The sequence below is a fragment of the Thermoactinomyces sp. DSM 45892 genome (assembly GCF_900107305.1).
In the GTDB taxonomy this organism is placed as follows: domain Bacteria; phylum Bacillota; class Bacilli; order Thermoactinomycetales; family Thermoactinomycetaceae; genus Baia.
Genome location: NZ_FNPL01000003.1, coordinates 73,842 through 93,356 on the forward strand (window position 1 = coordinate 73,842; position 19,515 = coordinate 93,356).

Genomic DNA, 19,515 nt, shown 5'->3' on the forward strand with positions numbered 1-19,515 from the left:
AAAATTATGAAAGATAAAATTATAGAAAAGAGATAGCTTTATTCGCTATCCCTTCGAAAGTGTGTGCCGTTCGTTTCTCTTATACATAAGTAGAGTCGATAATACCGCCACCAAGGCAGACTTCACCATCATAAAATACAACCGATTGACCCGGAGTGACAGCACGTTGCGGTTCATGGAATTGAACATCCCATGGGCGATTTGTGTCTGGGATGACGGTCACATTTTGGTCTTTTTGTCGGTACCGAAACTTGGCTGTACAAGAAAAAGGCTTTGTTGGTGCTTCGGTGTCTGCTAACCAGTTTACATCCGTTGCCATTAGTCTATTTGTATAGAGTGCGTCGTGATCATGTCCTTGAGCAACATAGAGGATGTTCTGCGCCACATCCTTCTTGATGACAAACCAAGGCAATCCTCCTTCACCAGCTCCACCACCGATACCTAAACCTTGCCTCTGGCCGAGCGTATAATACATTAAGCCATCATGCTTTCCTACGATTGTGCCATCTAAGGTTTTCATGTCACCAGGCTGTGCAGGCAAGTAATGGCTTAAGAACTCTTTGAAGTTACGCTCTCCAATAAAGCAAATGCCAGTGCTATCCTTTTTCTTTGCTGTATATAATCCAGCCTCTTCCGCTATTTTGCGAACTTCCTTTTTCTCTAGATGTCCAAGGGGGAAGAGTGTGTTCTTGAATTTGTCTTGTGGTACTTGGGAGAGGAAGTATGTTTGATCCTTGTTCGGGTCTACACCTCGACAAAGCTGTCTTGTTCCGTTTACTTCTTTTAGTTGGGCATAGTGGCCTGTGGCAAGGTAGTCGGCTCCTAATTGCTCAGCCTTCTGAAGAAATTCACCAAACTTGATTTCCCGATTACACATAATATCAGGGTTGGGAGTGCGCCCCTTGCGATATTCATCTAGGAAATAAGAAAAGACTTTTTCTTGATATTCTTTTTCGAAGTTAATGGAATAATAGGGAATGCCGATTTGGGTTGCGACCCGGCGCACATCTTCATAATCTTCTGTGGCAGTACAGTGACCGAATTCATCGGTATCATCCCAGTTTTTCATAAACAAACCGATTACATCATAGCCTTGTTGTTTTAGAAGCCAAGCAGTCACAGAAGAATCTACTCCACCTGACATTCCTACAACTACACGTTTATTTTGATTCGTCATTATGCATCTCTTTTCTATGGGTCTTCCCTGTCAATCGTATGTCATTTTATTATAAACGATTAAGTCAAGAATGAACAAAAAGGACTTGGTAAATCTTATCATCTAAGGGGTTTTAGGAAGAAATCAAAATGTATATAATAGATATATTAATATGAAATTTACTCTGCGCTGTGGCAACTATGAAAAGTCTTCGATAAAACAAGGGAATTCGTTGTCAAAGGGGATTGAATCAAGTAAGCTTTAAGAACAACATATTAAGTATATGAGCCGAGGGATAGGAGGATTTATGAGGAAACTACCACTCAAACAAGCAATTTGTGTGACGGCTGCTACAGTACTCATGAGCGGTTGTTCTACAGTCGTACAGCGAATTCAAGAGACAACCGGAAATGAGATTCGTAAAGTGGAAGAATCTAAAGCCTCTGCAACGGAAATTAAATCAAAGCAAGTGATGAAAGAGATCGATGCGAGCCCAGGGCCCTATACGAAGATTGAAGATATTTTGCAAGATCCAGGCAAAGGGTCTTTTTCTGGTAATAAATATAACCAATCTAAGGTATATCAAGCGTTGGATCAGATGCCGATTGGATTAGAGAGAGATGCTGCCTTTCAATATCTACTCGGTCTGCTGGGAGAAAATTATAAGCAACTCGTAACCGTTTATGATGATGTAGAGATGGTTGACTTGAAAGAACAGGCACGAGTACTATCCGAGATTGCAAAAGACCATCAGGCGAAGCCACCCACGGCCGAACAAGCTGCGATTCAGGCAGGGGCTGTGAAAAACAACCAAATTTTGTTCCTCGTTGATGCAAGTAGTTCGATGGGAAAAGACTTACAGGGTAAAAGTAAAATGGAATGGATCAAAGGTGCACTCACTCAGGTGACGAAAACGATTCCAAAAGGTACTCAGGTTCATGTGAGGGTGTTTGGAAAAGAAGGTGGAGTGAATGCCAAAGATCCAGGAGAATCTTGCAAAAATACGTCTTTGTTGTACTCAGGGGTTGAATGGACTGCTCCAGTGTGGTCAAAGTCGATGAACCAACTAGAATCAAAAGAAGGATGGAATCCGGCTGGTTTAGCGATTCAGGAAGGTGCTAAAGACTTATCTGCCCATAAGGAGAAAAGTCGTGAAAATCGTGTGGTTCTTATCACCGATGGTGTAGATAAATGTAATGCAAATCCAGCACAGCAAGCAAAGCAGTTGAGCGATTCTGATTTACATGCAGCCATTAATGTGATTTCCTTTGGTTCGAGCCTACAAGCAGAAAAGCAGATTTCCTCGATCGCAGGTCAATCAGGGGGGGAATTTATCTCCATCAAAGATGGGGAGAAACTTACTCAGGCTCTCCAATCCATTACAAAAGAAATCAGACAGATGGACACACCGTGGCAGGTACGTGCTTTGGAAAAATCAGCTAAGACCCTTCAAAACACGCGTGAGCAGTTAAAAGATGGGCACCAAAGTCTGAGCGAGACGACGAAAAATGAGCAAGAGCATCTACAAGCCGCCAATGAATACATTTTTAATCAATCTAAGATTGAGAAGACAGATTATGAACGAATCGGCCGGTGGATCGATCAGAGATATGAACAAGTAGATGGGCACATCAAAAAACAGTATCAGAAATCGGATAAAAAGCTCCGCAAAGATTGGTTAACTCAAGTGGATAACTTAGAAAAATCATGGGATAAAACGAGTCCCAAAAATACGCCCAATACATTTGCAGAAAAGAAAACAGAGATTTTGGGTGATGCGAAATGAACCGCGATTTAAACAAGTCATATGAGATGATTTATGATGAACGACTACAGATTCATCGCCCGATTCTCCACGTCGATTACGATGAGTTAGATCCCGACGTACAGGCAGAGTTTGAACTTCTTTGTCAACAAGTATGTGCTTGTATTCCAGAGCAGATCAAGTGTTTCGAGATTGAATATCTCATAACTTTTGATTCGCTTAAAGAAGTAGAGGATGAAAGATTGTTCTTTGCGATTAATGAACAATTAAACGATCTTTCTAGTCGAATTAGCGATTTAAATATCTTATTTCTCCATATTGAAGGGTCTTTTGTGACTCAGAGTGTTCATTCATGACATACAAAGAAAGCCAGTTTTGGTTACGAGCCAAACTGGCTTTCTTTGTATGAATTTAAACGTTTCATCTCATAATAAAGACAGCAATATGTCCCTAACGGGAGAGTGTTAAGGTTTTGTAAAGTTTATTTTAACTTAGATTAAATTTATTCATGCATAATTAACTTTTCTCTTTTCAATCACTAAATAGTAAGAGTAAGATTAGCCTTGTTTAACGGCAATTTAGTACAGGAGGGGTAATGGTGATTTTTAATCGTACAAAAGATCGTATCTTCTATCAAACCCTTATTGATGCGGCAAGCAACATTGTGGAAGCGGTACAACTTTTCCGTGAAAATGTGGAGACATTAGAGGAAAAGGAGAAATACGCAGAACGACTTAAGGAATTAGAGTCTAAAGGGGATGCTTTTACCCACCTGTTGATTAAAGAATTAAATTCTACGTTTGTTACTCCGTTAGATCGCGAAGATATTTTAAATTTAGCAGTTAAATTAGATGATGTATTAGATGGTATAGAAGCTTGTGCAGCTCGATTTGTCTATTTTCATGTTAATAAATCAGCTCCGTATTTAGTTCAATTTGCTGAGATTATTGTAAGCTCTGCCCAATTGTTACAAGAATCGTTTATTGCACTAGAGAAAAAAGATTTCCAGAGCATTCGAAAGATCTCAATTGAAATTAATGACCTTGAAAACCAAGGTGATAAATTGATGAGAGATAGTTTATATACTCTATTTGAAAATCCGAGTGATGGACTAGAACTATTTAAGATGAAGGAAATCATTGAGAAACTAGAACGTGTTACTGATTTATTTGAAGACTTGATGGATGTTATGGAAGGTGTGATTTTGAAGTATGCTTGATCCATTTTGGCTCGTCGTAGCTGTTATTGCCTTAGCGTTAATTTTTGATTTTACTAACGGCTGGCATGATACGGCAAATGCGATTGCGACAGTCGTGGGGACGCGTACGTTAAAACCATATACAGCCATTTTAATGGCCGCAGGTCTTAATCTAGTAGGCGCATTTTTCTCGACAGCTGTTGCAAAAGCGATCGGTAAAGATATTGTAAATCCGAAAGCGGTGACGTTAGTAGTGTTGGTAGCAGCACTCTCAGCTGTTATCATTTGGAATGTAGTCACCGTGTTAATGGGTCTTCCAACAAGTTCGTCACATGCATTGATCGGAAGTTTAGTAGGTGCGGCCGTTGCTTCAGCAGGATTCGATATTCTGCAAAGCAAAGGGCTTATTACAATTTTGATTGGTTTGCTTATATCACCGGTATTAGGTGCTATTGTTGCATATATTTTTATGAAGATTATTCGAGCTCTATTTGCGAATCAGCCTGCTTCTCGTGTGAAAAGGGTATTTAAGCCTTTGCAGATCTTCTCGTCTGGGTTTATGGCATTTAGTCATGGTGCGGCAGATGCTCAGAAAGCAATGGGAATCATGGCTCTTGCTTTGCTAGTAGGGGGTTATCAAACTGAATTAAATATCCCCACATGGGTTAAGATTTCAGCAGCCTTAGCAATGGCATTTGGTACAGCAATCGGTGGATGGAAGGTGATCCAAACGATTGGTTCCCGTTTGAGCCGCTTGGAGACACCACATGGCTTTGCTGCTGAGACCGCGGCAGCTACAATCTTGACGACAGTCGCAGGGATGGGTATTCCGGTTAGTACAACGCATACAATTACAGGGTCGATTATCGGTACAGGGATAGCGGAACGAATTCGTAGTGTTCGCTGGACGGTAGCGAAAAAAATCGTATATGCATGGGTTCTTACTCTACCGGGAACTGCCATCATGGGTTATGCTTTGTATACCGTGCTCAGTTTCTTGGAACATTAAGCCTGGAGTCGTTTGACTTCAGGTTTTTTCTATCCTCGAATCGGTGTATTTTTTTAGATAACATGCTATGATATGTGGCATATAGGAAGCTAAGAGATATCTATCGTTTTTGGTGTACATAAGAGGAGGATTTTCTTTTGGAAAAGCAGATCAATTGGTTAGAAGAAGTTTCGAAGAGAGAAAGCCAATTATTAGAAGATACAAAAGGATTATTATCGATACCTAGTATTTTAGATGAATCAACTGCTCACGAGGGAGCACCATTTGGCGCAGCGGTTGCAAATGCGATTCAATATGTAATCAATCTAGGAACCAGAGATGGCTTCCAAACGAAAAATGTAGATGGCTATGCGATGCACGTGGAAATGGGAGAGGGTTCTGAGCTGATTGGTGTGTTAGCTCATGTGGATGTTGTACCGGTTGGCGAAGGCTGGACATCTCCCCCATTTGAGCCAGAGATCCGAAATGGAAGGCTATATGCTCGGGGGGCCATTGATGATAAAGGACCTGCGATGGCGGCGTATTATGGGATGAAATTGATTCAAGAGTTACAGCTACCTCTATCGAAGCGTGTGCGCCTCATTTTAGGAGGGGATGAAGAGTCCCTATGGCGTTGTATGAAATACTATTTCTCTAAAGAAGAGATGCCTTCGATGGGCTTTACGCCTGATGCTGATTTCCCGATTATCAACGCAGAAAAGGGATTTTATGATATTCAAGCAAATGGAACGACAGCTGCTTCGGTGACGGAAGCTGCCGCAGGTGTCTGGACGTTGGAATCGTTCCAATCCGGACAACGTGTAAACATGGTTCCTGATTTAGCTACGGCTGTGCTGGTAGGGGACGAAGATGTGTTTGAGTTAAAGGAGCAATTCCAAGATTTCCTTTTACAAAAGGGAATTCAGGGATACGCGGAAGAGGCAAATGAGCATGTAACTTTAGTTGTTCGCGGAATTTCTCATCATGGATCGGAACCAGAAAAGGGGTTAAATGCCGCATTAGAATTGGCTCGTTTTTTAACGACGATCAAGTTGGATGCAGTAGGTGGCCGTTATATTAAGCTAATCGATCGTTACTTGGTAGATAGCTTTTTTGGCGAGAAAATGGAAATTGCTCAAGAGGATGAGAGAACAGGCGCTCTTACTGTAAATGCTGGAGTCTTCAACTATACAATGGGTGAAGGCGAAGGGATACGACTTAACATTCGCTACCCCATTTCGATTGATGATGATCAATTACTTGAACAACTTCGTGAGAAACTAGCTGTGTATGATCTAGAGATTGATCATTATGATCGTAAACGAGGACATTATCTTTCGCCAGACCACCCACTTGTCTCCACATTGTCCAGCGTTTATGAAGAACAGACAGGAGAGCCCGCTGAACTGATGGCAATCGGGGGAGCTACTTATGCGCGTGCAGCACAAAATTGTGTAGCATTTGGCCCTTTGTTCCCAGGTCGCCTTGAAGTAGCACATCAAAAAGATGAGTTTATCGAATGGGATGATATGGTTCGCGCTACGGCACTTTATGCCCAAGCGATCTACGAATTAGCGAAGTAATCTTTGCGTGAAAACGAGGGAAAGACCTATAAGCAATTAAGCTGCTTACGGTCTTTCTTTTTGTTTTTGCGCGAGTTGATATATTTCTGCTAGCAATGAGTCTGGATCAACACCTTCTTTTGGCAACGGACGAGCTATTTCGATCGGGACTCCGTGACTGGCTATTCTTTCGTAGATAATGAGAAATTGGCCTTTTTTATAGAGCGGAGAATTATAATTATTTAAGTCAATGGGGTCACGATCTTTGCTATCCACTACAAATGTAAGACGATATCTGCCTTTTCCGGTGAATGACTGTTCCTTACTATAGTCTAATGTTAGTTTCTCAATACTGGACCATTCTTCGATCTCATTTTGATTTACACTCATAAACGTGTTGTATGTAATTCCCTGAGGTGTGGCTAGCAAATAGTTATCAAAAGCTAAAACGACGATTGGAGCCATGATCAGATAAAAAGTCGTAAACAGGTAGAAGCTACGTTTGAGCGCTTTTATTCTTTTGCGATTTCGAAAGATGTTATACAGGAATATAGGTAGAAAAAGCGCAAATATAAAAAAGAGAGTGTATGAGAGATGGGTGCTCATGAGATAGCTTTGATTGGGTACATGGTAATTAATTTGTTGAGCGTACAAGAGTAAGACCCAAATTCCCCCGGTAAGGATAGCGAATAGGGATAGTTTAAAGAGCCATCTGGCTAGTTTCATTTTGTAAGAATCCCTCCGTTCTCTAAAGTGAATGGGTCATCCATCCTTTGTTATATGAACAAGGAGCGTAAGTAGGTAAGCACTTGTGAGAGATGGTGGATCATGATATCGATATCTTCTTTTGTCGTATCTTTTCCTAGGGTGATACGCATACTTTGGTGAGCGACATCATCTGAGCGGCCCATGGCACGGAGCACGTGAGAAGGGCGATGTTTTCCGGCGCTACAGGCAGAACCGCTTGATACGTAGATTTGTTGACGATTTAGCTCTAGAAGGATGGCCTGCCCCTCTACCCGCTGAAAACTGAGGTTGATGTTGTTAGGGAGGCGCTCGGTTGGGTGTCCGTTTAAGTCCACGTCGCCGATTTCCTGATGAATACGTGACCAAGCATACTCTCGTAGCGTGGTTAAGCGCTCAGATTCTTGCTGAATTTCCTTTACTGCAAGTTCAGTTGCGACTCCAAAACCGACGATAGCTGGAGTATTTAAGGTAGAGGGCCGAATATCTCTTTCCTGCCCACCACCGTGGAACAGAGGTTCAATTCGGACGCCTTTCCGGATATAAAGAGCACCGATCCCTTTCGGGCCATATAGTTTGTGGCTTCCGATAGAAAGGAGATCGACTCCTAGATTTTCGACTGAACAAGGAATCTTTCCTATATATTGTACCGCATCTGTGTGAAATAAAATGGAACTATCTTGTAACAATTGACCGATTTCCGCAATCGGCTGAATCGTTCCCACTTCATTATTTGCGGACATAATCGTGATAAGGATCGTTTTTTCGGTTATTGCATTTGCAACGTCTTTCACTTGTACTTTCCCATATGAGTTCACTGGTAAATAGGTCACACGAAAACCTTCTTGTTCCAAATAACGGCATGCTTCTAAAACAGCTGGATGTTCGATGGAACTGGTAATAATATGGTTACCGAGATGTTTTCTTTTTCTCGCACCACCTATGATAGCTAGATTGTTGGCCTCAGTACCACTACTGGTAAAGATGATTTCACGGGAACTCGTTGCTCCGATTGCTTTTGCGATCTGGACACGTGCACGTTGGATTGCATCGCTTGAACGTTGTCCCAAATCATGGATGCTTCCCGGATTGCCATATTCTAATTGAAAATAAGGCATCATAGCATGAAGGGCTTCTTCGCGGATGGGACTTGTTGCACCGTAGTCTAAATAAATGGTCTTCAATGCGAAATTCCCCCTTTATAAGGTACGTTTTATTATTCATTATACCGAATTCGAGATCAAACTCATCCTCTTCAAAGGTTGAAATGAGAGGATTTGTGGAATTGGTTATTGACATTATTTGATTTCCTGAGAAAATGAAACTGAAGTAAATTGTTAACATTTTGTGAAAGAAGGATGCCTAACGATGTCGATGGTACAAACTGATTATATCGTTATCGGCAGTGGAATTGCAGGTCTTACTACTGCTCTGTCTCTTGGTCGTACTGGTCATGTGATGATTCTCACAAAGGCAAAGCAAGAAGAGAGTAATTCTTGGCGTGCCCAAGGTGGAATTGCCGCTGCTGTTGGAGAAGACGATTCTCCTACATTACATCAAGAAGACACGCTGCGAACAGGAGTAGGGCTATGTAATGTCGAGTCCGTTAACATGTTAGTTCAGATGGGGCCGAACACCATCGATAAGCTGTCTGAGTGGGGAACCCGTTTTGATCGCTCAGATGACGGTTGGTCGTTAGGTCGAGAAGGATCTCATAGTGTCTCGCGGATTTTGCACGTAACAGGAGACTCTACGGGTGCTGGAATTACCTCGTCCCTTTTAGAAAAAGTACACGAACAATCAAATATACAATTATATCCGCACACAGTGGTACAGGAACTAATCGTAAGGGATGGAATTTGTTACGGTGTCGTCATGATGGATGCAGAAGGGATCAGACAAGTTCTCACCGCCCGTAAAGGAGTAATCTTGGCTACCGGTGGTTGTGGACAGGTTTTTCGTTACACAACCAATGATCTTGTTACCACAGGTGATGGATTTGCATTAGCCCATCGGGCCGGTGCGAAGCTAGTAGATATGGAATTTATCCAATTTCACCCGACTGCACTCGCAGTGGAACAAAATCCGATGTTTCTCATCTCCGAAGCGGTTCGAGGAGAGGGGGCCTTTCTCGTGAATGATGTGGGGGAGAGGTTTATGAAACGTTATCATGACTGGGAAGATCTAGCCCCTCGTGATGTCGTATCTCGCTCTATTTATACAGAAATGCAACAAGGTCGCTCTGTATATCTAGATGCTACGGGAATAGGAGACTCCTTTCCGGAGCGATTTCCCAAGATTTTTGGACATTGTATGAAGCATGGAATTGATCCTCGCACGGATTTGATCCCTGTGACACCGGCTACCCATTTTATTATGGGAGGAATTCAAACCGATCTAGATGGTAGGACGAATATTGAAAGACTATTTGCCTGTGGAGAAGTGGCTTGTACAGGGGTTCACGGCGCAAACCGTCTAGCAAGTAATTCCCTATTAGAAGGTGCTGTTTTCGCCCAACGAGTGGCGGATAGCGTCTCGATTCTCCCTGATCTTACTACGCCGGAAATCGATTTTCCAGAGTATGTTCAAGTTCAAGATTACGCAGATCCAGAGCAAGCAAAGATCTGGAAAAACGAGATTCGTGTGATTATGTGGGAGTATTGTGGGATTGTGCGAAATCGAGAACGTTTAGAAACAGGATTGGTACACATTAGACAATTACGTGATAAAATAGAACGTGGCTTTTTTGAATGTAGAAATATGTTAATTACTGCACAAATCATCTTAGAATCTGCGCTCGCTCGAGAAGAAAGTCGTGGGGGGCATTATAGGGAAGATTTCCCAGAAACGAAGGATAAATGGGCAGAAAAACATCATGTAATCTAGGAGAATAAAAAGATGAATTCCATTCAATTGCGTCAGTTTATTCGTGATGTATTGAACGAAGATGTAGGATCGGGGGATTTAACGACTGAATCCATCGTGCCTGTGAATCATAAAAGTGTCGCGATTTTACTTGCGAAACAAGAGGGCGTGATAGCAGGATTGCTGGTGGCAGAGATGGTTTTTCAGGAGTTAGATCCAAGCATTCGCTTCACCATGTTAGTAAAAGAAGGAGAGCGAGTAAGTAAAGGAACAGAAATCGCTCGCATAGAGGGTTTGACCCGTACGATTTTAACAGGTGAACGCGTTGCACTCAATCTTCTGCAACGGATGTCAGGAATAGCAACGTTGACTCGTCAATTAGTCGACTTAGTAGAGGGGCTTCCTTGCCACGTATTAGATACGCGGAAAACGACCCCCGGTTTACGACAGCTTGAGAAGTACGCTGTGCGCATGGGCGGTGGAACAAACCATCGCTTTGGACTTAGCCACGGTGTGATGCTAAAAGATAATCATATTGCGATGGCGGGAAGCATCCAAAAGGCAGTAGAAGCCGTTCGCAAGCGTGTTGGCCATATGGTTCAAGTGGAAGTAGAGGCTGATACATTGGAGCAAGTGAAAGAGATTCTTATGGTAGATGTAAATGCGATTCTACTTGATAACATGTCTGTAGATACCCTGCGAGAAGCCGTTCGTATGATTGATGGCAGGGTGTGGGTGGAAGCTTCGGGGGGAATCACACCTGAAACCATTCGAGGGATTGCAGAGACAGGTGTAGATGCTGTGTCTCTCGGATTCTTAACCCATTCAGCACAGGCACTCGATATTAGTTTAGACTTTGTGGAGGAATTGGAGGGAGACTCATGGCAGTAGGAATGATTCCAAATGTGACTGACCAACTACCCGTAGAGTACCGTAGCTTATCGGATGAAGAACTAGATCGTCGGATTCGCGTAGCTAAGGCACAGCTTGGAGATGATCTCGTCATCCTTGGACATCACTATCAACGGGATGATGTTATCAGGCATGCTGATTATCGTGGGGATTCCTTAAAGCTTGCGAGGATTGGCGCAGAGCAAAGAGATGCGAAATATATTATTTTCTGCGGAGTTCACTTCATGGCAGAAACAGCAGATACCTTAGCGGCAGATGAACAAATCATCATTTTACCCGACCTAAAAGCAGGTTGTTCGATGGCCGATATGGCTGATATCGAAGATGTAGAGGAAGCATGGGAAGTGATCACCGAGAAATTTGGTGATACTGTGATCCCTGTTACCTACGTCAACTCAACTGCAGCGATTAAAGCTTTTGTAGGGAAGCACGGCGGAACAACTTGTACCTCTTCTAATGCGCACCAGGTGCTTACATGGGCGTTTGAACAGAAAAAGCGCATTCTTTTCCTGCCTGACCAACATTTAGGGCGTAATACAGCCTTTGAAATGGGAGTTCCACTCGAAGAGATGGTCATCTGGAGTCCAGGAGGTGGCGAGTTCGAACAGCAAAAAGGCAATTTAGAAGATGTTCGGATGATCCTCTGGAAAGGTCATTGCTCCGTTCACCAGAAGTTTACTGTTGAGCAGATCGAGCGCTTGCGTAAACTAGACCCTGAGATAAACATTCTCGTTCACCCAGAGTGTTGTTTTGAAGTGGTTCAAGCATCGGACTACAACGGGTCGACCGATTACATTATCAAAAAAGTAGCTGCAGCCGCTCCGGGAACGAAGTGGGCGATTGGGACAGAGGTTAACCTTGTGCAACGTCTTGCACAAGAGTATCCAGAGCAACAAATCCAGCTCCTTAGCACGACGATGTGTCCTTGTCTTACGATGAACCGGATTGACCGACCCCATCTACTTTGGGCACTCGATAGCATCATCGAAGGCAATCCAGTAAACCAGATTGAAGTGGATGCCGATACGATTTATTGGTCAAAAGTGGCGTTAGATCGGATGTTAGCTGTGTGATTTGGCTAGTAGGCAAGTGGAAACAGCGGCTGTGACAGAAGGACATCCCTTCGTTATAGCCGCTGTTTTACTACGCTTTCTTTAAATAGAAATAAAATAGCACGCCATCTTCTGTGTTTCGTACACCATAGGATGAACCATGCAATTCTAATATTTTTTTGGATATAGCTAGACCTAATCCGGTGCCACCAGTTGAACGCTTACGCGCGGCATCTATGCGATAAAAACGATCCCAAATTTTATCGATTTGCGATTGCGAAATATGGGCCCCTTTATTTTCTACACACACTTTTACCTGCTCGTTTTCCTCTATGATTGATACGATAATTCGTTCTTGCTCTGGGGTATACCGAATGGCATTTGTGATAAAGTTGGTAAGTACTTGTTCAATCCGATTCTGATTGGAGAGGACTTGAACGTGTTCTAGCTCTCTAACCAGTTGCAATTGCTTATCTACCATCTCCCATGATAGCTGATCACAAACTTGTTCCACTAATTCATCGATATAAAAGGACTGCATATCCATTTTATATGTGCCCGATTCAAACTTGGCTAACTCGAGCATATCCACGATCAGCATATCCATCTTATCCACTTCTTTTTCCATCGCATAAAAGTAATGACCACTCTTGTGAGCAGCAACCCCATCTTTGAGTATGGAAACACAGCTTTTCATAATACTTAGAGGGGTTTTCAGTTCATGCGAGACACTGGCAATAAATTCTTTTCTAGTCTCCTCTAACTGTTTTTCCCTTTCGATATCATCCTGTAATTTCTCGATATATGACTGTAATTTACTCGATAGCTCATTAATGTTTTTTGATAAATCCCCGATTTCGTCTTTCGAATGAACGGGTACCATCTCTGAAAAATCAAGGTGTGCTATCTTTTGCGTCGTTTTATTGATTTGAAGGAGAGGGCGTGCAATTCGTTTTGAATAATAAAAGGAAAGAAGCATCGTAAGAAGGAGTACTAAGATAATGAGATAAATATAATACCCTTCCAACATTTGAACCGCTTCGCTAACAGGCTGCAGTGAAGTCATAGCGCTAATGTAATACGTTTTTCCTTCGGGACCTTTAAATGGTTGTGTTAAGAATTTATACCTAACACCATCCCCGTCTACGTTTTCTTCCGCTAATTCGGTGGACTCTGTATACATACGGGGTGGCTTTTTCATGGCCATGGTTCCTTGAAAAGATACGATTCTTTCAAGGAATAGGCTGTTTGAGTAAATATAACTAGATGACATAGTCGGAAATTCTACATGACGGATAGTCCCGATTAATGTGGTCTGACCGTCTATCTTTCTTGTGTCTTGTTGTAATTTCTTCTCTAACAGTTCATTCCGTTTCGCCTTCTGGTCTTTATTTCCGATTACGACCCATGTGGGAATAAAAGTGTCGTTTTTTTCGAATCCACCCAGGTTGATTTCATTTCCTACTTTTACAGATTCTTCATTCCTTATCTCGTCTACCGTAAAAAAATAATACAGGGGTAGCTTCAAGACTCGTGATTCTTTCTTAGCATGGTTCCGTTTGTCATCCACTTGGACTTCTAGGGTAAAGTCATCGGAATATACCATCTTTCCTTGATCATCCAAGATGGTCACCCAAGTGCCATCACGATAAAACTCTTGTTTAAGGTCTTTAATATTAGAGAAGTTTGCTGCCTCGAATTTCTTCTGTAAGGCTACCATACGTTCTTTCGTATTTGCTACTTTTTGATTTTCATAATACTTTTTAAAGAAGACGGTTTGCCCGATAAAAATCGTTGCGATAATCAGCATGCACAATCCTGTTGTAAATGAAAATAACTTGAATACAATTCCGGTTTTCATAACGTATTTTCTCCAATGTTTGTATTCTTCCTCTTATGATAACCAAAATACTTGAGTTTCGTGTGGATCTTGTGTCGTTTTATTATTTTTTATGCAACTTTGCGAACTGTTTTAAGTAAATATGATTCGTTATATTGAATAGAGGTTTCACCATATATTAAGAGGGAGTGATTTAGTTGAAAAAGAAACTTGTACTATTGGCAATGGGATGTTGTACGGTAATAGGCATGGCAATGGGCGGACAAGCATTTGCTAGTGAGGAGCCGGCTCCTTATGAACCGATTCTATATACAGGGAAAGATCATACGTGTACACGAGCTGATATCCAGTTTAATGCAACGATCAAAAAAGAAGTGGCTGATAAAGGTGGGGTTGTCTCTCTAATGGCTCCGTCCCTTTCTTCTAAGCCTCATGAAAGTCTGCCAACGAAGCTATTTTATGGTACGCATATGTTTGCAGGTGCTGTTAAGGGTGAAATGGTAAACGGATCAGATAAATGGTATGTGGTTCATAATTGGTGGGCAGATACCTATATGCATTCTTCTAACTTTGAAGACAAGATTGAGTGTAATGAGTAGACTATTTGCATGATGTAAGAGCTATCCACGAGTAGAACGTTACTTGTAGATAGCTTTTTTTAGAGAGATTCTGCTACTTCTTTGGGTGCTTCTTCTGCTGGGCTACGAAGTCCCAGAGATAAAAGGTAACATAGCTTGCATATGGTCCCCAATCTCTAGCTAGTATTCTCACGTCGGCTTCATTAGGCCGTGTTTTCAGGTTGTATACCATTTGAAGTGCATTGCGAAGCCCGATATCAGCGCCTGGCAATAAGTTAGATCGACCGTATCCGAAGATAAGGAGGCATTCTGCTGTCCATCTCCCGATTCCTCGAAATGATAGTAAGTAGTCCATCACTTCTTCATTCGATTTTTTACGGAGTAATGATAAATCCATTTTTCCTTCTACTATAGATCGAGACAGATCGATAATATACTCTGCCTTTCGTAGAGTCATTTGCAAATTAGTAAGATCTTGATAATGTAAACCTGCTATCTGATCCGCTGTTGGAAATACAGGGAACCACTTATCCATATATAAAATCTTTTCACCAAATTGATCAATGAACCGATTAATCAGAGTACCTGCGAATGCAAGGTTGAGTTGCTGAGAGATAATGGTTCGAATGAGACATTCATATAAATCGGGATCACGAACAATATGTAAGCCGATGCGTTCCTGAACAATGGTAGAAAGTACGGGATGTTTGGACATCTTCATATAAAAGTCAGATAAATCTACATCCGTAGCCCAACGATATGTCATCCATTTCTCCAGCTCTATTTTCTCAGCCGAACTTAAATCATCATGAGATTCTATAAGCAAATGTTTGCCTTGGTTATAACAGACGCCTGCCACAATTGACCTAGAAGAAAGACGAAGGGCTCGCCATAGTTTTCCATCATGTTCTATCTCGGTTGTTTTTTCAAATTTCTTTACTCGGTGTGCTGTTTTTTCAAAGGAATAGTCCTTCGGTAATGGTATGGCGATATTCAAGTTAATGCAGCCCCCCGTTTTTTAGAATCAACATGTAAGATTAGACCTGCATTGTGGGAGTAGGGAAGGTCTATTCGACCACTGCTCAAATACCGATCCGGCAAGGAAGTGGAGACTGTCCGCTCCGCAATCCGTAGCTAGGGCAGGTGCAAAACTCGCACAAAACGCTCAGACAAGTTGCACCAAAAGCGCCCTACGCTAAGTAGGATTGCTAACATCGCAATGGTCGAATAGACTCTCCCTGCTCTTGTTCAGTTTGTTGGCTATAGTAGATAACTTTGGGATATCGTGAGTAGGAAGATTGATCTACATTAAGAAGGTGCTATCCTCAGTGGTAGCACCTTCTTAATGTAAAAGCTGAATGAATTATAATATAAGATATAGTCAGATAGATAAGCTGGTTATATCTTATATTTCTAGCCTTCTGGCGGATCACCAGAGTTGTCTTTAATATTCATCTCCCATACCTTCTAGTTTCAAGAATTAGCCGATTTAAGCCTCTGGTGGATCACCAACGTTATTTTTTCTAGCATTCATCTCATCTTCACCCCCTATAACTCCTCTTAATGATTTTTTTACATTGGAACGAAAGAAGTTCAACGCATATTTTTCAAACTGAGGATCATCAGTTGCATCTAAGCAATGCCCCAAGAGTAGGTTCAAACGCTCTACTTGATCAGTAAATGCATGTTGCTCAGCTAGTGAGAGAGCTTTCTTTAACAGGGAGGCAGATTGTTGATACTTACCGTGCTCTACGTAACACTTACCTAAAGAGATAAGCGCTTCAGTTTCCCAGTAAGCATCATCAATTTCTCTACTATACTTTACAGCTTCTTTAAAAGCATCCTCCGCAAGTTGTATTTCTTTACGTTTATCGTACAACATTCCTAATTGCGTGTAAATATAAGCGAGAAGGTATTTCCGTTGAATATGCTTTTCTAATTTTAAGGCAGTTTCAAAGCAAATTTGAGCTAGGTTTAACTTATTGGACTCCATATAGATACTTCCTAAGGTGGTAAACAGTTCAAAGGATCGTTCATACATCTTATCCAGACGAGCCATCTCAATTCCCTTTAAAGCATATTGAATGGCTAGTGTCCGTTTGTTTATTTTAGCGAGCACAGAAGCATTTAACTCAAAGATATTCAAGTTAATTTCATTGCTTTCACTTAATGGGAAATAGAATTCTGCTCTCTCGTCAGGCAAACTAGCGATTTCCTCTAACTTGAGTTGTGCCCCTTCCCAGTTTTTTAATTTTTGATTGAAAATGACTTGTGAAATGAGCACCAACTTTCTTAGATATTGTCTTTCACCTTCTGAAAGGAAATATTTAAGTGCATCCTTGGAGTATTTGATTGCTTGATGTAAATTATTTTGCAGATGTTCAATCCTGCTTAGTTCATGATAACAAGTTGTTTTTAAATTGCTCTCGAGTTTGTCCGGATGTTTTTGATTAATAAGCTGAATTGCATCAAAGAAATTTTTGTGAGCTTTTTTCCAATTTTTCTTTTTGGAATATGCTTTTCCGCGTAAGTAGAGAAGGTCTACTTGTATAGGGTCATCAGCCGAGATTTTGAGCTCTGCCAGCTTCTTAAGCCCTTCATTCGCACCAACTAATGAAATAATGTTTTCTACTGAGATTAATCGCAAACGAATTTCCTCTTCTTCTGTTGTATCGACTGTTTGGTTTTCGAGTGGTTGAAACGATGATTGCCGAAAGCGTGAGACATCTTCTAATGTCAGATCAAGTTGCTGTAAAATCAGGGATAGGTGCCCCTCATTAATGGTTTGTTTCCCTTTTTCATAACTACATACAGTTGAAACAGATAGCTTCCCTCGAATCGCCAAGTCGTTCTGGCGCTTTCTTTTTGCCTTTCTCGCTTTTGCTAGAAACTTGCCTAGTTCAATCCGGTCCCATTGGTTGTTCATCGTGTAATCTCCTTTCAGAAAAAAAATTTTTGTCGATTTATGCTTGTCGCTACTCAAATTCGCTTCCAATTTGCGAATACCTGCTGCAATTGTTTGTTAATTCGGTAATATATCTAACGGTTATCTCTTATAACTTCGAAAAAATACCGTAGATCAGGCTAATTTCAGATATTTGACTATTTTATCTGAAAATTATAAATTAACTTTGGAAAGTAGATGTATTTGCTATCAACATAGGGAGGTGCTTGTTTGCTATCTATTCAAATTGAAGGGCAAAAGGTAGAGCATGTGATCCGTTACGCGAAAGATGACAACGAACAAAAGAATATCCAGGTCTCGCTATTTTATGAGCCAAAGGCTGTGTATCACAAAGTGGTCTTGTACACGACGGATGACAAGAAGTTGATAATCCCGATGAATCATATTACGTATGTCCAGTCGAATGGCAAGTCGGTGATTAAAGGGAAGTCATATGATATTTTCACGTGAAAGGGGTGCCATCTATGAAGAATTCTCCTAAAGTCCCCATTCATCTCTTTACTATCTATGCGATTGTAAGATCGAATCGAGATATCCATTATGCTCAGATCGTGTGTAATGGTGTTGAAATCAATTTGCCTGATATGGTACTGGAGCACAATAATTCAGCTTGTGCCTGCGGGAACATAATCGACCCGGATATTTCGGTCCATCAATGCCCGCAGTGTCGAAAGCGTTCCTTGCCAACTATTACAGATATGAAAGGAGGAGATCATCCTACTAGATAGAAAAAACCATTTTTACTAAGGGGGATGTTTGTTTATGGAAGTAGGACAAGCAATGGAGAGAGTAGATGAGGATTTCTATATAAAGCAAGATGGGAAGGTTCTTCAACAGTCGACAGCCCGATTTGCGATACAGGGTGACTTGGAACTACTTGCTGTGGAAGAAGGAAACAAGGTTTTAGAATTAGGAACGGGTTCAGGTTATACTGCTGCTCTTTTGCTGGAGTTGATAGGAGAGACAGGAAAGCTTGTATCTCTTGATATAGAGCCAAGTTTAACGGAACGAGCGAGAGGGATGTTTGTTGGGCGTAATGCTGAGTTTCATGTGAAAGATGGTAGATTAGGATGGGCGGAAGGAGCTCCTTATGATCGAATTGTTGCTTGGGCAACACCAGATAAAATGCCTCAAGCATGGGTGGATCAACTAGTTGAAGGCGGGATTCTTGTCTCTTCTTTCTTGATGGCAGATATGGCGGATACAATGGTCACAACCCAATTTAGGAAGGAACAAGGAGTCCTTGTAGGAAAGCAGATCGAGCGAGGGTCTTATATCTCGATGAGAGAAAAGCCCGACGATTATGATTTGCTAGGACCTGCTTTAGAAGCTGATTTTGTAGAAAAAGGTCCAGATCGGTCGTTCTTCTGGTTTAGCACAGATGATCCGTCTCTTGATCCAAAAGAGCATTTCCTTTATATGAAACAAGCGGAATATCAAGAGCAAGTTTTTAAAGAGACAGAATATGAAGATTTTCGCGCCTATTTTATATGGAAGCGAGCAAAGGGTAGATTTACAGGTTCAATTGGTGAAATATCAGGATTCGGACTCGTATCTAATGGACTAGCTTTTGTAGATCGATATGGAAAAGCCTATTCTACCAGTCAGCCAGCGTTACTACATCTCAAGCAGTTTGTGGAGCAATGGGGAGAAGACGGTAAAATTGGAATAAGTCAAATGAAACCAGTTCTTCAAGGATTAATCGTTACATTGGAGAGGAGGTGAAAACAGATGAAAAAGCAAGAAAAGAAGGTTTATCAAGCTCCTAAAGTAGTGAAGATTGGCTCTTTTGAAAAACTGACTTTGGGAAGTGAACAATTAGACACTGCTGACATGAAAAAATACTACAGCTAGTTCCTACCCTAGGTGTGCAAATACAGCATTTGCACA

General features: G+C 41.5%; 19 protein-coding genes. 13 read left to right on the plus strand and 6 right to left on the minus strand.

Going from position 1 to position 19,515, the window contains the following annotated elements:
• Positions 1-79: 79 nt before the first annotated feature.
• On the minus strand, positions 80-1,180 hold the full coding sequence (gene mnmA, locus BLU58_RS03205; protein WP_093290789.1) for a tRNA 2-thiouridine(34) synthase MnmA: 1,101 nt from the start codon (positions 1,178-1,180) through the stop codon (positions 80-82).
• 283 nt (positions 1,181-1,463) lie between these two features.
• Here mnmA and BLU58_RS03210 point away from each other — a divergent pair, with 283 nt between their 5' ends.
• The 5 genes from BLU58_RS03210 to pepV all read left to right on the plus strand — a co-directional run bounded on the left by BLU58_RS03210 (position 1,464) and on the right by pepV (position 6,690).
• Positions 1,464-2,942: a vWA domain-containing protein gene (locus BLU58_RS03210; RefSeq protein ID WP_176786471.1), complete on the plus strand. Its 1,479-nt coding sequence runs from the start codon at positions 1,464-1,466 to the stop codon at positions 2,940-2,942.
• The gene (locus BLU58_RS03215; protein ID WP_093290791.1) at positions 2,939-3,277 is read left to right on the plus strand and encodes a hypothetical protein; all 339 of its coding nucleotides are present in this window, start codon (positions 2,939-2,941) and stop codon (positions 3,275-3,277) included. Before BLU58_RS03210 ends, BLU58_RS03215 begins: the two co-directional genes overlap by 4 nt.
• A 242-nt stretch (positions 3,278-3,519) precedes the next feature.
• Positions 3,520-4,140 carry a DUF47 domain-containing protein gene (locus tag BLU58_RS03220; RefSeq protein WP_176786472.1) on the plus strand — a complete coding sequence of 207 codons (621 nt, stop codon included), beginning with the start codon at positions 3,520-3,522 and terminating at the stop codon, positions 4,138-4,140.
• Complete coding sequence (locus tag BLU58_RS03225; RefSeq protein ID WP_093290793.1) at positions 4,133-5,128, plus strand: inorganic phosphate transporter; 996 nt, start codon at positions 4,133-4,135, stop codon at positions 5,126-5,128. The genes BLU58_RS03220 and BLU58_RS03225 overlap by 8 nt, the downstream gene beginning before the upstream one ends.
• 137 nt (positions 5,129-5,265) lie before the next feature.
• The gene (gene pepV, locus BLU58_RS03230; protein WP_093290794.1) at positions 5,266-6,690 is read left to right on the plus strand and encodes a dipeptidase PepV; all 1,425 of its coding nucleotides are present in this window, start codon (positions 5,266-5,268) and stop codon (positions 6,688-6,690) included.
• A gap of 45 nt (positions 6,691-6,735) precedes the next feature.
• Here pepV and BLU58_RS16270 read toward each other — a convergent pair whose 3' ends face one another.
• Positions 6,736-7,395 (minus strand): Asp23/Gls24 family envelope stress response protein, encoded by a 660-nt coding sequence (locus BLU58_RS16270; RefSeq protein WP_093290795.1) that lies wholly within the window; start codon positions 7,393-7,395, stop codon positions 6,736-6,738.
• A 50-nt stretch (positions 7,396-7,445) separates the two neighbouring features.
• Complete coding sequence (locus BLU58_RS03240) at positions 7,446-8,597, minus strand: cysteine desulfurase family protein (RefSeq protein ID WP_093290796.1); 1,152 nt, start codon at positions 8,595-8,597, stop codon at positions 7,446-7,448.
• A gap of 184 nt (positions 8,598-8,781) precedes the next feature.
• Here BLU58_RS03240 and BLU58_RS03245 point away from each other — a divergent pair, with 184 nt between their 5' ends.
• From BLU58_RS03245 to nadA, 3 genes are read left to right on the plus strand one after another with little or no spacing between them, the layout of a single operon-like run.
• Positions 8,782-10,299 (plus strand): L-aspartate oxidase, encoded by a 1,518-nt coding sequence (locus BLU58_RS03245; RefSeq protein WP_093290797.1) that lies wholly within the window; start codon positions 8,782-8,784, stop codon positions 10,297-10,299.
• A gap of 12 nt (positions 10,300-10,311) precedes the next feature.
• The gene (gene nadC, locus BLU58_RS03250) at positions 10,312-11,169 is read left to right on the plus strand and encodes a carboxylating nicotinate-nucleotide diphosphorylase (RefSeq protein WP_093290798.1); all 858 of its coding nucleotides are present in this window, start codon (positions 10,312-10,314) and stop codon (positions 11,167-11,169) included.
• Positions 11,160-12,263: a quinolinate synthase NadA gene (gene nadA, locus BLU58_RS03255; RefSeq protein WP_093290799.1), complete on the plus strand. Its 1,104-nt coding sequence runs from the start codon at positions 11,160-11,162 to the stop codon at positions 12,261-12,263. The genes nadC and nadA overlap by 10 nt, the downstream gene beginning before the upstream one ends.
• A gap of 70 nt (positions 12,264-12,333) precedes the next feature.
• On the opposite strand, the gene BLU58_RS03260 is transcribed toward nadA, so the two are convergent.
• The gene (locus tag BLU58_RS03260) at positions 12,334-14,103 is read right to left on the minus strand and encodes a HAMP domain-containing sensor histidine kinase (protein ID WP_093290800.1); all 1,770 of its coding nucleotides are present in this window, start codon (positions 14,101-14,103) and stop codon (positions 12,334-12,336) included.
• Positions 14,104-14,279: 176 nt separating this feature from the next.
• Between BLU58_RS03260 and BLU58_RS03265 the strand changes: the two genes are divergently transcribed.
• On the plus strand, positions 14,280-14,681 hold the full coding sequence (locus BLU58_RS03265; protein ID WP_093290801.1) for a hypothetical protein: 402 nt from the start codon (positions 14,280-14,282) through the stop codon (positions 14,679-14,681).
• Between the two features lie 73 nt (positions 14,682-14,754).
• Here BLU58_RS03265 and BLU58_RS03270 read toward each other — a convergent pair whose 3' ends face one another.
• Both BLU58_RS03270 and BLU58_RS03275 read right to left on the minus strand, forming a co-directional pair.
• A complete protein-coding gene (locus tag BLU58_RS03270) occupies positions 14,755-15,657 on the minus strand; it encodes a DNA-3-methyladenine glycosylase family protein (protein WP_093290802.1) in 903 nt (300 codons plus the stop codon).
• 492 nt (positions 15,658-16,149) lie between these two features.
• Entirely contained in the window at positions 16,150-17,586 is a 1,437-nt protein-coding gene (locus BLU58_RS03275; protein WP_093290803.1) for a tetratricopeptide repeat protein, read from the minus strand.
• A 249-nt stretch (positions 17,587-17,835) separates the two neighbouring features.
• Between BLU58_RS03275 and BLU58_RS03280 the strand changes: the two genes are divergently transcribed.
• The 4 genes from BLU58_RS03280 to BLU58_RS16035 are packed head-to-tail and all read left to right on the plus strand — an operon-like array spanning position 17,836 to position 19,479.
• Complete coding sequence (locus BLU58_RS03280; RefSeq protein WP_093290804.1) at positions 17,836-18,075, plus strand: hypothetical protein; 240 nt, start codon at positions 17,836-17,838, stop codon at positions 18,073-18,075.
• Positions 18,076-18,089: 14 nt separating this feature from the next.
• Entirely contained in the window at positions 18,090-18,353 is a 264-nt protein-coding gene (locus BLU58_RS03285) for a hypothetical protein (RefSeq protein WP_093290805.1), read from the plus strand.
• Between the two features lie 34 nt (positions 18,354-18,387).
• Positions 18,388-19,350, plus strand: coding sequence for a protein-L-isoaspartate O-methyltransferase family protein (locus BLU58_RS03290; RefSeq protein WP_093290806.1), 963 nt, complete (start codon positions 18,388-18,390; stop codon positions 19,348-19,350).
• 6 nt (positions 19,351-19,356) lie between these two features.
• Positions 19,357-19,479 (plus strand): lasso RiPP family leader peptide-containing protein, encoded by a 123-nt coding sequence (locus BLU58_RS16035; protein ID WP_143123687.1) that lies wholly within the window; start codon positions 19,357-19,359, stop codon positions 19,477-19,479.
• Positions 19,480-19,515 lie beyond the last annotated feature (36 nt).